Origin of the sequence: Pontibacter kalidii, assembly GCF_026278245.1 — a bacterium.
Taxonomy (GTDB): Bacteria; Bacteroidota; Bacteroidia; order Cytophagales; family Hymenobacteraceae; genus Pontibacter; species Pontibacter kalidii.
In genome coordinates, this window is sequence record NZ_CP111079.1 from 1,839,792 (window position 1) to 1,852,796 (window position 13,005).

Consider the following 13,005-nt stretch of genomic DNA (forward strand, 5'->3'; position numbering starts at 1 on the left):
TACCTCCTTAGTTTAAATTCTACAATTAGGTTGCGAATATCGCAATTTATCTATCAAAAAAGAAATTTCTTTCCTTAATTGTTCAGCATTTCGGCAATTTTGCCCTGAAAGAAGGTGCTGAACTCCTCGATCGCCATGGATCCGAGGTCGCCTTCGCCGTGCCTTCTGACGGAAACAGCACCGTTCTCCTGCTCCTTCTCCCCCACTATCAGCATGTATGGCACCTTGCGTACTTCCGCATCTCGAATCTTGCGGCCGATCTTCTCATCACGGTTGTCCACGTAGCCCCTGATATCATCCTGCTGCAGGCGGTCGTACACCTGCTGGGCGTAATCATGGTACTTCTCAGAGATCGGAAGTATGGCGATCTGCTCCGGGCTCAGCCACAGCGGGAAATTACCGCCGCAGTGCTCGATGAGCACGGCCACGAAGCGCTCCAGGGAACCAAATGGCGCGCGGTGGATCATCACCGGGCGATGTTTCTGGTTATCAGCACCAATATATTCCAGCTGGAACCTCTCTGGTAAGTTATAATCCACCTGAATAGTTCCCAGCTGCCATTTACGGCCAAGGGCATCCTTCACCATAAAATCGAGCTTAGGTCCGTAAAACGCAGCCTCGCCCAATTCGGTTACAGTTCTTAAACCCTTCTCCGCAGCAGCCTCTATAATGGCGCTTTCCGCTTTCTCCCATACTTCGTCTGTGCCGATGTACTTGGACTTGTTTTCCGGGTCGCGCAGGGAGATCTGGGCAGTATAGTCATCAAAGCCCAGGGCCTTGAACACGTACAGCACCAGGTCAATCACCTTGATGAACTCTTCCTTCACCTGGTCGGGGCGGCAGAAGATGTGGGCGTCGTCCTGCGTAAAGCCACGCACACGGGTCAGCCCGTGCAGCTCGCCGCTTTGCTCGTACCGGTAAACAGTACCGAACTCGGCAAAGCGCACCGGAAGCTCTTTGTAGGAGCGCGGGCGTGTTTTGTAGATCTCGCAGTGGTGCGGGCAGTTCATGGGTTTAAGCAAAAACTCCTCGTTTTCGTTCGGCGTCTTGATCGGCTGGAACGAGTCGGCACCATACTTCTCGTAGTGGCCGGAAGTTACATACAGTTCTTTGCTGCCGATGTGCGGCGTTACTACCGGCTGGTAGCCAGCCTTTATTTGCGCCTTGCGCATGAACTGCTCCAGGCGCTCGCGCAGCAGCGTGCCTTTTGGCAGCCACAGCGGCAGGCCCATGCCTACCTTCTCAGAGAAAGCAAACAGTTCCAGTTCCTTGCCCAGCTTGCGGTGGTCGCGCTTCTTGGCCTCCTCCAGGCGCTCCAGATATTCGGTCAGCTCCTTCTGTTTCGGGAACGTCACACCGTAGATACGGGTCAGCTGCTTGTTCTTCTCATCGCCGCGCCAGTAGGCCCCGGCAATGTTCATGATCTTGGCCGCCTTGATGAAACCCGTGTTCGGGATGTGCGGGCCACGGCAAAGGTCCACGAAATTACCTTGCTCGTAGAAAGTTATACTTCCGTCCTCTAGGTCCTTGATCAGGTCCAGCTTGTACTCATCGCCCTTTTTGGTGAAGTACTCCGTAGCATCCGCTTTGGAGACCTCGCTGCGCTTATACTCGTTCTTCTGGCGCGCCAGCTCCAGCATTTTCTGCTCCAGCTTTGCGATATCCTCCTGAGACAGGTGATGCTCGCCTAGGTCCACATCGTAATAAAATCCGTTCTCCACCGGGGGGCCGATGCCGAACTTCACGTCCGGGTACATGTCCTCCAATGCCTCTGCCAGCAAGTGGGCAGAAGAGTGCCAGAAGGTGTTTTTGCCTTCGTCGTCATTCCAGGTGAGCAGCTGCACCGTCGCATCCTCGTTGATGGAGCGCGTGGCATCCCAAACGGATCCGTTTACTTTGGCAGCAAGCACGTTACGAGCCAGCCCTTCACTGATGCTCTGTGCGATCTCAAGGCTGGTTACGCCGCTTTCATACTGGCGCACCGAACCATCTGGCAGTGTGATGTTGATCATAGTTGTTTCTCTTTCTATCTATTCCTGTAGGCGTACGGCTGCACTATCAGGTATTGGTCTTGCAATTTTATACTTTAGCCGGGAAATGGACCGGCTGACATACGTTGCCGTCGGGTCCACAGCCAGAAGCCGCTGGCAGGTCGAGAGCGCTTTGGTATTCAATCCACTCCGCTCGTAGGCTGTGGCCAACCGCACCAGGTACTCCCGGTCCGACCGGTATACTTTGTAAATCTTCTCCAGATGCCCTAGCGCCTCGTCGTTGTTGCCCAAAGCAAGCTGATGCACACCCAGTCTGTAATGCGCATCCGACAAGGTATCATTTATACTAACGGCTTTATCATAGGCCAGCATAGCACTGTCGCGCTTCTGCTCTGCCTGGTACAGCAGCCCCCGGTTATACCATAGCTTGGCATCAGCCGGAGCTTTGTGCATGGCCTTGAGCAAGTATGGCCTGGCGGCAGTGTGGTCACCCTTGTCAATCAGTATAGCGGCCAATTCGCGCTGTGGCTGCATGAAGTTCGGCGCCTGCTCCAGCGCCAGCTTATAGTTGCGCACCGCGTTTAACGAATCGCCGGTTGCCTCCTGCACACGGCCTTTATAGTAGTAGGCAAACTCATCCGCCGGGGATAGCTCCTGCGCCTTCAGGATATAGGCCATTGCCTGCTTATACTCTTTACGCTGCAAGTATAACTCCCCCAACAGCACATACAAGGAGGAGCGCTGGAATGAGTTCCGCTCCGCCGTCAGCGCCAGCGGCAGGGCCTCTTCCGGCTTGCCCATGGCACGCAGCACCTGCGCCTTAACGAACAGTGAGGCAGGCTCATTCTTTGTTAGCCTTACAGCTTCCTCTGCATCCTCCAATGCCTTCTCCAGTTCACCGTTCTGCAGCAGCACCACCGCCCTGCGGGCGTAAAGGCTGCCATCGCGCTTCGAGTTCTCGAGTGCGGCGTTTAGGTTCTGCAGTTGCGCCGCTGGGTCGTCCTTTACCTCCTGCAGGTTCACCATCTGCTCCCTGTTACTTTCTTCCAAAGCACATGAGCCCAGCGCAACCGATAACACCATCAGCACCAAACTAGAAATCCGCATCTTTACCGGTTTTTTATACTTCTGCCAAAGGGCACTTATACTTTGTCCGCGCTAAATTAAGACATTTTACCCAAATAGAAACACATCCGGGACAGGAAGCATGACGCAGAACAAAAACAAAAAGCCTGCCACCGTTAGGGGAGCAGGCTTTCTGGCTGTATGATGCCTTTTATATCTTCTGTTGCTGCTGCAACATGATACTGCATCGCCTGCTAAGCTCCAGCTCCTCTTTCGTTTCGAGTGGCAGCGTCAGCGCCTTCTGTAAGGTGCTGATGCAGGCGGTAGTATTTTTCATTTCTTTGTACACACAGGCAAGGTCGTAGTAATACTGAATATTATTCGGATCGTAGGTTATAGCTTTTTCAATGGCCTCAGCGGCGCTTTCGTTTGTGGCTTCTCCGCAAACACCTCCAAATAACATCTTTGTAGCAGCCTTTTCAGCGAAGTTGAGATTGGCCATTTTGTAGTTCCAACGCCCAAGTATGTGCCAAGCGCCCGCGTGTTGGTTATTATCGGCTAGGGCGGCATCCACAAATGATTTCATCTGGTGTATACCTGCCAGTCTCTCCTTCGGCCCGGAAACCATCGCCTTTGCACCTAGGGCCACAGCCATGGCATAGTTTGCCTCTGCGTCCTCCGGCTGCAGCTCGTAGGCTTTAAGCGCATATTCTTTCGCTTTAGAGAAATGCTCCAGCTTACGGGTTTCGTCCAGGAACCTATCGCCGATGCGGGTGTGCAGAAAGCTGGCCTTGCACAAGGCTGCGTAATTCTCAGGGGATTCGGCTAACACCTGCTCATACAGGCGCAGCGCCTCACTCTCTTTATAGCTATTTAAAAGCTGCTCCGCACGCTTCATCAGCTCGGTGTTACCTGATGCACCTCCCCCTGCCCAGGCATTCGCCGGGGAAGCAGCACAGAGTGTGCAGGCAAGTATAACAGCCTTTAAATATTGCTTCATAGATAATACAGTTCCCTTAAACTACCAAGTGTCAGCGACATTAGCAAGGCACCGGGAGAGAAACTAGAAAATATCGAGCTGTCTCTTCTCCTTCAGCGCCTTCTTCGCCTTGTCAGCCTCTACATCAATTTCTACGGTTTCGGCATCCAGAGGTTGGGTGCCGCTTGCCTTCGCCGCCTCCTCTGCCAGTTCCTTCAGCTGGGAGGGCAAGGCCACCGGCTCTTTCTTGGCGGCTTTTTTAGCCTTCGGCTTCTCTTCCTCCGGTTGCTCCACCTCAAGCATCTTCGGTAAATCCACCTCAAAAATCTTGTAGTAGTTGAGCTTATTACCCAATGCCTTCCAGCCTTTTACGTCGATGAACTCATTCAGCAGCAGCTTCTCCGCCTCGCGCTCACCGCGTATAGAACGCTTGAACTTGATGTTGGCCAGCGGCGCAGGATGCGTGGACACAGCTTCCAGCCTGGAGTTCTTCGTCTCGGGAATAAAGAAGAAGCGCTTGCCTATTGTCGTTGTTTCTACCTTGAAACGCTTTACGTAGTAGGTTTTATTATCGCCCTCGTAGTAGATGGCCGAAATCACCAGCTCCGGATCAAACTTCTGCAGCACTTTCAGCTTCTCCACAGTATAGTGGTTGGCCAGGTCAAACGACGTCAGTTCATAGGTGCCGTCTTCATATACGGCAAGTATGGAGTCATCGGTATTGAAGGAGCCCAAGTAGCGACCACGTCCTTCGGTGTTCAGCCTTCCGATCACCTCGTCGTAGTAGATTTCGCGGCCACCTAATGTGGACTCGCCCAGGCTCTTCTGCACTACCTTCTTCACAGGGTACTTCGTCACGATATTACCGTTAGAGCCCTTGCCTTTGATCATCAGCTCCGCAAAATCAAAGTCGAACACCTTATTTCGGGCCGATGCATTTGGCGAGAGCGTAAGCGTAACCACCTCCGACTCAGAGTTCGGATTAGCGGTGAGGTAATGCACCTTCGAGCCTTTGTTGCCCTTGGTCAGATCGTACTCCTTATCGCGGGTGATGGACTTCACAGAGAAGCGCTTGGCATAGGATACGCCCGACTTACCATCCAGGTAAATCATGTTGTAGACCATGTGCTCGTCGTTCTTATTGTACACACCGGCAAGTATGATGTCCTTGCCCACAAAGGTTTTCTCGGCCACCTTCGTTACCATGAACTTACCATCCTTGCGGAACACGATGATGTCGTCCATGTCGGAGCAGTCGCACACAAATTCATCTTTGCGCAGGCTGGTGCCGATAAAGCCGTCCTTAGCGTTCATGTACAGCTTCTGATTGGCGATGGCCACGTTCTGCGCGTTGATCACATCGAAGGTTTTCACCTGCGTACGGCGGTCCTTGCCCTGCCCATACTTCTTCAGCAGCCCCTCAAAGTATGAAATGGAGTAGCGGATCAGGTTGGCCAGGTTATCGTCCACCTCAGCCATCTCCTCCTCCAGCTTATTGATATACTCATCTGCCTTAAAGGAGTCATACTTGGAGATGCGCTTGATCTTGATCTCGGTCAGGCGAACGATATCCTCCTCGCTCACTTCGCGGCGCAGCAGGTGCTTGTAGGGGTCCAGGCCCCTGTCGATGGCGTTCAGTACCGCCTCCCAGGTCTCGCACTCTTCAATATCGCGGTAAATGCGGTTCTCGATAAAGATCTTCTCCAGTGAAGAGTAGTGCCATTTGTCCTCCAGCTCCCCTTTGCGGATCTCCAGCTCCCGCTTCAGCAAATCCACTGTTTTGAAAGTAGAGATACGTAGCAGCTCGTTCACATCCATGAAGTGCGGCTTATCATCGATTATCACACAGGCATTGGGCGAGATCGCTACCTCGCAGTCAGTGAAGGCGTAAAGCGCGTCCATGGTCAGGTCCGGCGATACACCGGCTGGCAGGTGCACCTGTATCTCCACGTCCGCAGCGGTGTTGTCCACCACCTTCTTGATCTTGATCTTGTTGTTCTCGCTGGCTTTTACGATCGACTCCATCAATCCGGTTGTCGTGATGCCGTAGGGTACATCCCGGATGATGAGCATGGTCTTGTCCACCTTCTCGATCGTGGCGCGCACACGGATCCTGCCGCCGCGCTGGCCACCGTTATAGTTCGTCACATCTACCTGGCCACCGGTCAGGAAGTCTGGCAGCAGGTTGGTGCTACGGCCTTTGAGCACATCAATAGAGGCTTTGAGCAGCTCCTTGAAGTTGTGCGGCATGATCTTCGTGGACAAGCCCACGGCAATACCCTCCACACCCTGCGCCAGCAAGAGCGGGAACTTTACAGGCAGTGTTACCGGCTCGTTCTTGCGGCCGTCGTAGCTTAGCTGCCACTGAGTTGTCTGCGGGTTAAACACCACGTCCAGCGCAAACTTGGAGAGGCGCGCCTCAATGTATCGGGCCGCCGCCGCGCTGTCTCCGGTGCGCACATCACCCCAGTTACCCTGCGTCTCTATCAGCAGGTCCTTCTGGCCCAGGTTCACCATCGCATCACCAATCGAGGCGTCTCCGTGCGGGTGATACTGCATGGTCTGTCCGATGACGTTGGCCACCTTGTTAAAGCGGCCGTCGTCCATCTCGCGCATGGCGTGCAGAATGCGACGCTGCACCGGCTTAAGGCCGTCCTCGATGGCTGGCACCGCACGCTCCAGAATAACATAAGAAGCATAGTCGAGGAACCAGTTTTCATAGAGGCCGGATACGGGCGTGACGTTATGGATGATTTCCTCTCCGTCCGTAAACTCTACCTCCAGCGCCTCGTTTTGGTCTAATTCTTCGTTGTTCAACTCGTCGTTATGCATATACTTCCTCTACTATATCTTTTTCAATCTTCAGGTTCTCGATGATGAATTGCTGACGGTCAGGTGTGTTCTTGCCCATGTAGTAATTCAGCATCTTCTGTATGGTAGTATCCTTCTGCAGGATCACCGGCTTCAGTTTGATGTTCTCGCCGATAAACTTTCCGAACTCATCTGGGGAAATCTCACCCAAGCCCTTAAAGCGGGTAATCTCCGGCTTCTTGCCAAGCTTGTTGATGGCCTCCTGCTTCTCGGTCTCGTTGTAGCAATAGATCGTTTCCTTCTTGTTGCGCACCCGGAAAAGCGGCGTCTCCAGTATAAACACGTGCCCGTTGCGCACCAGGTCCGGGAAGAACTGCAGGAAGAAGGTGAGCAGCAGCAGGCGGATGTGCATGCCGTCCACGTCGGCGTCGGTAGCGATCACCACGCGGTTGTAGCGCAGGTTCTCCAGCCCTTCCTCAATGTTAAGGGCGTGCTGCAGCAGGTTAAACTCCTCGTTCTCGTACACCACCTTCTTTTTCATGCCATAGCAATTGAGCGGCTTGCCACGCAAACTGAACACCGCCTCCACATCCACGTTGCGCGATTTGGTGATGGACCCGCTTGCCGAGTCACCCTCGGTGATGAAAAGCGTAGAAAGCAGAGCATTCTCATGCTTGTCCTCATTGAAGTGCAGGCGGCAATCGCGGAGCTTGCGGTTGTGCAGGTTGGCTTTCTTGGCGCGCTGGTTGGCCAGTTTCTTCACGCCGGCCATATCTTTGCGCTCGCGCTCGCTCTGCTCAATTCGCTTTTTCAGCGCCTCGGCCGTGGAGGGGTTCTTGTGCAGGTAATTGTCCAGGTGCTCCTTCACAAAATCATTGATGAAAGCACGCACGGCAGGCCCGTCCGGCCCCATCTCTATGGAGCCCAGCTTAGTTTTGGTCTGCGACTCAAACACCGGCTCCTGCACACGGATGGAGATAGCACCTATGATAGAGCCACGGATGTCGGTGGCGTCATAGTCTTTCTTATAGAAATCGCGCACCGTTTTCACCACCGCCTCGCGGAAAGCCGCCAGGTGCGTACCGCCCATGGTGGTGTACTGGCCGTTCACGAAAGAGTAGTACTCCTCGCCATACTCGTTCCCGTGGGTCAGGGCCAGCTCGATATCCTCTCCTTTCAGGTGGATGATCGAGTAGCGCATGCTTTCCTCATCCGCCTTGTTGCGGAGCAGGTCCAGCAGGCCGTTCTCGGAGTAGAATTTCTTGCCGTTGAAGTTGATCGTAAGCCCGGCATTCAGGTACACGTAGTTCCAGATCTGCTTCTCCAGGTAATCGGGGTTGAACTGGAAGTTCTTGAAGATGGTGTCGTCCGGCGTGAAGGTGGTCAGCGTACCGTTCCGCTGGGTTGACTCCTGTACCTCAAAGTCCTCCACGAGCACGCCCTTCTCAAACTCGGCGGCCTTCATCTTGCCGTCGCGCACTGACTGTATGCGGAAGTGGCTGGAGAGGGCGTTCACCGCTTTGGTACCCACACCGTTCAGACCAACCGATTTCTGGAAAGCCTTGCTGTCATACTTACCGCCAGTGTTGATCTTGCTCACGCAATCGATCACCTTGCCCAGCGGAATACCGCGGCCGTAGTCGCGCACCTGCACCCTGTGGTCGGATATCTTCACCTCGATGGTCTTACCGAAACCCATCACGTGCTCGTCGATGGAGTTGTCGATTACCTCTTTTACCAAAATGTAAATGCCGTCGTCTGCCGAAGATCCGTCACCGAGCTTGCCAATGTACATACCGGGACGAAGCCTAATGTGCTCGCGCGGTTCAAGGGAGCGGATGCTGTCTTCGTCGTAATTATGCTCTAACTCTGCCATTCTGTAAGCGTAAGTGTAGTTTGATGGGTAATATCACCGCGAAAGATAGGAAAATATAGAAGACCAGATGCAACTGAATAGTTCCTACCCGAGGCTAAAATTAAGAAGTCTTTCTCTGTTTTACTAATCTTCTTAGTCAAATCAGCTCTCCTAGATACCGGTTACTTCTTCCTAACAGTATAATTCTAGAGCTGGTTCAGCAAACCGGGAGTATTTGCACACTTTTTATACTAACTTTGTTAGCAATCTTATATATTAATAATTATATGCTTTAACGCATAACATTTGCTTATTTTTGAGTGGCAAAAGTAGGGGTTGACAAGAGAAATCAAATGATATGGACAGGTTAAATGGAAATTAAGCTACCAACATACTTTAAATACACCGTTATACTTTTGGGTTTGATCCTGCTGATTTACGCTTTGCAGCAGTTCAAGGCCGTTTTGATGCCGCTGGCTTTCGGGCTGCTGTTCGCGCTGCTGCTGCTGCCCCTTACCCGCGACCTGGAGCATAAGCTGCGCTTCCCCAGGCCCCTGGCCATTTTCACCAGCATCCTGCTGGTGATCGTTATCCTAAGCCTGGTGGTCTGGTTTCTATCCATGCAGCTGGTTAGCCTTACCTCCGAGCTCGATTCCATCGGCAAAAACATGCAGAAGCTCATACTGAAGGGGCAGGCCTTCTTTGTAACAAACTTCGGCATCGCGCCACCAAACAAATCGGAGCTCATTCAGAATGCCATCGGCGGGTTGCAGGATTTCACCACCACGTTCCTGGGCAGCACCATCTCCATTACTACAGGCGCCATCACCATCCTGACCCTGGTGCCCATCTTCGTTTTCCTGCTGCTCTACTACCGCGACCACCTGGAGCAGTTTATGTTCAAGTTCGTAGCCAAGGACAAGCGCAGCGGCGTGATCCAGACCGTGACCAACATTCAACATGTGGTGCAGAGCTATATTTCGGGGCTGATGATCGTGATTGTGGTGGTGGCGCTGCTCAACTCGGCGGGCCTGCTCATACTGGGGGTAAAGTATGCCGTCTTCTTCGGTGTGTTCGCCTCCATACTGACCATTATCCCCTACATCGGTATACTTATTGGGGCCTCGCTGCCGGCCTTGTTTACCCTGGCAACCACCGGAAACCTGCTGGATGCCGTGCTGGTAGTGATCGTTTTCATGTTCGTGCAGTTCCTGGAGGGTAACTTTATCACGCCATTCGTAGTGGGATCAAAGGTGAGCCTGAATCCTTTTGCGGCTATACTTGCCCTGTTGGTGGGCGGTGAGATCTGGGGCGCTGCCGGCATGATCCTTTCCATTCCGATGATTGCCATGATGAAGGTGATCTTTGATGTCTATGAGCCACTGCAGCCGATCGGATTCCTGATGGCGGACATGGACGAGCTGAAACCTAAGAAGAAAGGACGGGTGCGCAACTGGTTCGAAGAGATCGTGAATGGCATCTGGCGTGGTAAAAAAGACGTGAATGATTAATGTTGCTAACCTGATTTGCCGTTATATAGCAATAGAAGCGATTTGAAACGGATTACTAATAATTTTGGTTTAGAAGATGGGGCTGCAGCTAATGCCTCGCCCCCCGAAGCACAGGACCTAAACCAGAGCAACTTGTACGCGATAGTAGATATTGAGACAACCGGTGGCCAGCCCCACCAGGACAAGATCACCGAGATTGCCATTTTTATACATGACGGGGAGAAGATCGTAGACAAATACCACACGCTCATTAACCCAGAGCGCCCCATCCCCTACTTCATCACCCAGCTTACGGGCATTAAAGACGACATGGTGCAGGACGCACCCAGGTTTTACGAGGTAGCCAAAGAGATTGTGGAGTTCACCGAAGGGAAGGTTTTCGTGGCCCACAATGTGCGCTTCGACTACTCTTTTATGAAAAAGGAGTTTGCCGACCTCGGCTTTACTTTTCAGCGCAAGACGCTCTGCACCGTGCGCCTGAGCCGCTCCCTGATGCCCGGGCTGCCCTCCTATAGCCTGGGCAAACTCTGCCAAAGTATAGACATCCCCCTGAGTCAGCGCCACCGTGCCATTGGCGATGCCGAGGCCACGGCTATCCTTTTCGACAGGCTGATAAAAATAAACCGCCCGGTGGTGGACGGCAACATGAACATGGCCGCCGAGCACACCACGCAGGTGCTGAAGCAGGAGATAAAAACCTCGCTGCTGCCACCCGCCATCAGCAAGGAGAAAGTGGATGCCCTGCCCATGGTGCCGGGTGTATACTATTTCTATAACGAGGCGGGCGAGGTAATCTATGTCGGCAAAAGCATCAACATCAAGAAGCGCATCATCCAGCACTTCAACATCGATTACAAAACGCGCAAGTCGTTGGACTTTAAGAACAGCATCGCCGACATCACCTATGAGCTGATGGGTAATGAATTGGTGTCGCTGCTGTTTGAGTCGGCAGAGATAAAGCGCATGAAGCCGCACTACAACCGCCAACAGCGCCGCAGCGTGTTTAACACCGGTATTTATGTGTATGAGGATGCCAGCGGTTACAAGCGCCTGACCTACAGTAGTGTGGATAAAGCCGACAACGTCAGCATGACGCCGATCATCGCGCTCTCGAACCACTTCAAGGCGAAGGGTTTCCTGTTCCATAAAGTGGCCAAGTTTAACCTGTGCCAGAAGCTCTGCGACCTGTATAAGACCAACGGCGCCTGCTTTGATTACCAGGTGCACCAATGCAGCGGCGCCTGTATCGGCAAGGAGAGCCCCGAGGAGTACAACAAGCGCGTGGAAGAGGCCATCGAGTCGTTTACCTACGAGCACAACAGCTTTGTGATTCTTGGCAAAGGCCGCGAGCCCGGCGAGCGCTCAGTGGTGGTGGTGGAGCACGGTACTTACCTCGGCTTCGGCTTTGTGGATGATACCTTCTCGGCCAGCAACCTGCAGGAATTCAAAGGGGCCGTACAGCGCTACAACGACAACAAGGACGTGCAGCAGATTATCCGCAATTACATGCGCGGCAAGCACAAGGATAAGGTGCTGGTGTTCGATTAAGTTGCCGCTGCTGTAAAAGCAGGGTTTGCTTTTACAGCAAAACCTCCTAACTTCAAGTCGCTAAAGTATAAGCATATTAGGGGCCATGCCTTCTGGTACACCTTATGATTAACCATTATTTAAGAATAATTCTGTGAACGAAACAAAAACAAGATTCAGACCGGGCGTACTGTTCGGCGACGAAGTGACAGAGCTGTTTAAGTATGCGAATGAGAACAACTTCGCGCTTCCTGCCGTGAACGTGATCGGCACCAACTCTATAAACGCGGTGCTGGAGACGGCCAAGGCCGTAAACTCACCTGTTATCATCCAGTTCTCTCATGGCGGCGCGCAGTTCTTCGCTGGTAAGGGCCTGAGCAACGATAGCCAGAAGGCCGCTATCGCTGGTGCCATCTCCGGCGCGCAGCACGTGCACCTGATGGCGGAGGCATATGGTGTGCCTGTAGTGCTGCACACCGACCACGCCGCTAAAAAACTGCTCCCCTGGATTGATGGTCTGCTGGACGCCGGCGAGAAATTCTACGCGCAGCACGGCAAGCCACTGTACAGCTCGCACATGCTGGACCTTTCTGAGGAAGAGATCCAAGAGAATATTGAGACCTGCGCCAGCTACTTCAGGCGCATGAACAAATTGGGCATGACCGTGGAGATTGAGCTAGGCGTAACCGGCGGCGAGGAAGATGGCGTGGACAATACAGGCGTGGACAGCTCCCGACTGTACACACAGCCGGATGAAGTGGCCTATGCCTACGAGGAGCTGAACAAAGTAAGCTCTCGCTTCACGATAGCGGCTGCCTTTGGAAACGTGCACGGCGTGTACAAGCCAGGAAACGTAGAACTGCGCCCTGATATCCTGAAAAACTCTCAGGACTACATCCAGGAGAAATTCGGCACAGGCCCTAACCCGGTGCACTTCGTATTCCATGGCGGCTCCGGCTCTGAGAAGCACCAAATTAAGGAGGCGATCGAGTACGGCGCTATCAAAATGAACATCGACACGGACATGCAGTGGGCGTTCTGGGAAGGTATCCGCGACTACTACGAAGGGAAGAAAGGCTACCTGCAAAGCCAGATCGGCAGCCCGGACGGAGAGGATTCGCCAAACAAAAAGTACTACGACCCACGCGTATGGCTGCGCGAAGGCGAGAAAACGTTTATTGCTCGTTTGAAGGAGGCCTTCACAGACCTGAACGCGAACAACCGCAATTAATACACTTAAAGTATGGCGAGGCGAAAACCTCGCCA

Annotated in this window: 8 protein-coding genes; 3 read left to right on the forward strand and 5 right to left on the reverse strand. The window is 53.1% G+C overall.

The window, feature by feature from the left end:
- Window positions 1-74: 74 nt before the first annotated feature.
- The 5 genes from thrS to OH144_RS07910 form a co-directional block, all read right to left on the reverse strand.
- A complete protein-coding gene (thrS, locus tag OH144_RS07890; RefSeq protein ID WP_266205753.1) occupies window positions 75-2,012 on the reverse strand; it encodes a threonine--tRNA ligase in 1,938 nt (645 codons plus the stop codon).
- 18 nt (window positions 2,013-2,030) lie between these two features.
- Window positions 2,031-3,098 carry a tetratricopeptide repeat protein gene (locus OH144_RS07895; protein WP_266205754.1) on the reverse strand — a complete coding sequence of 356 codons (1,068 nt, stop codon included), beginning with the start codon at window positions 3,096-3,098 and terminating at the stop codon, window positions 2,031-2,033.
- 169 nt (window positions 3,099-3,267) lie between these two features.
- Complete coding sequence (locus OH144_RS07900; protein WP_266205755.1) at window positions 3,268-4,056, reverse strand: tetratricopeptide repeat protein; 789 nt, start codon at window positions 4,054-4,056, stop codon at window positions 3,268-3,270.
- A 63-nt stretch (window positions 4,057-4,119) separates the two neighbouring features.
- Window positions 4,120-6,867: a DNA gyrase/topoisomerase IV subunit A gene (locus OH144_RS07905; protein ID WP_266205756.1), complete on the reverse strand. Its 2,748-nt coding sequence runs from the start codon at window positions 6,865-6,867 to the stop codon at window positions 4,120-4,122.
- A complete protein-coding gene (locus OH144_RS07910; RefSeq protein WP_266205757.1) occupies window positions 6,860-8,722 on the reverse strand; it encodes a DNA topoisomerase IV subunit B in 1,863 nt (620 codons plus the stop codon). The genes OH144_RS07905 and OH144_RS07910 overlap by 8 nt, the downstream gene beginning before the upstream one ends.
- Window positions 8,723-9,072: 350 nt before the next feature.
- On the opposite strand from OH144_RS07910, the gene OH144_RS07915 reads away from it, so the two are divergent.
- The 3 genes from OH144_RS07915 (at window position 9,073) to fbaA (ending at window position 12,970) form a co-directional block, all read left to right on the forward strand.
- Entirely contained in the window at window positions 9,073-10,212 is a 1,140-nt protein-coding gene (locus OH144_RS07915) for an AI-2E family transporter (protein WP_266205758.1), read from the forward strand.
- Window positions 10,213-10,344: 132 nt separating this feature from the next.
- On the forward strand, window positions 10,345-11,760 hold the full coding sequence (locus OH144_RS07920; RefSeq protein ID WP_266205759.1) for an exonuclease domain-containing protein: 1,416 nt from the start codon (window positions 10,345-10,347) through the stop codon (window positions 11,758-11,760).
- 133 nt (window positions 11,761-11,893) lie between these two features.
- Window positions 11,894-12,970 (forward strand): class II fructose-bisphosphate aldolase, encoded by a 1,077-nt coding sequence (gene fbaA, locus OH144_RS07925; protein ID WP_266205760.1) that lies wholly within the window; start codon window positions 11,894-11,896, stop codon window positions 12,968-12,970.
- The last annotated feature ends 35 nt before the right edge of the window (window positions 12,971-13,005 follow it).

What these genes read in the sequence shown, in the direction of transcription:
- OH144_RS07905 (WP_266205756.1), bottom strand. Translation starts at nt 6,867, where the DNA reads ATGCATAACGACGAGTTGAACAACGAAGAATTAGACCAAAACGAGGCG.
- OH144_RS07900 (WP_266205755.1), bottom strand. Translation starts at nt 4,056, where the DNA reads ATGAAGCAATATTTAAAGGCTGTTATACTTGCCTGCACACTCTGTGCT.
- thrS (WP_266205753.1), bottom strand. Translation starts at nt 2,012, where the DNA reads ATGATCAACATCACACTGCCAGATGGTTCGGTGCGCCAGTATGAAAGC.
- OH144_RS07915 (WP_266205758.1), top strand. Translation starts at nt 9,073, where the DNA reads ATGGAAATTAAGCTACCAACATACTTTAAATACACCGTTATACTTTTG.
- OH144_RS07895 (WP_266205754.1), bottom strand. Translation starts at nt 3,098, where the DNA reads ATGCGGATTTCTAGTTTGGTGCTGATGGTGTTATCGGTTGCGCTGGGC.
- OH144_RS07910 (WP_266205757.1), bottom strand. Translation starts at nt 8,722, where the DNA reads ATGGCAGAGTTAGAGCATAATTACGACGAAGACAGCATCCGCTCCCTT.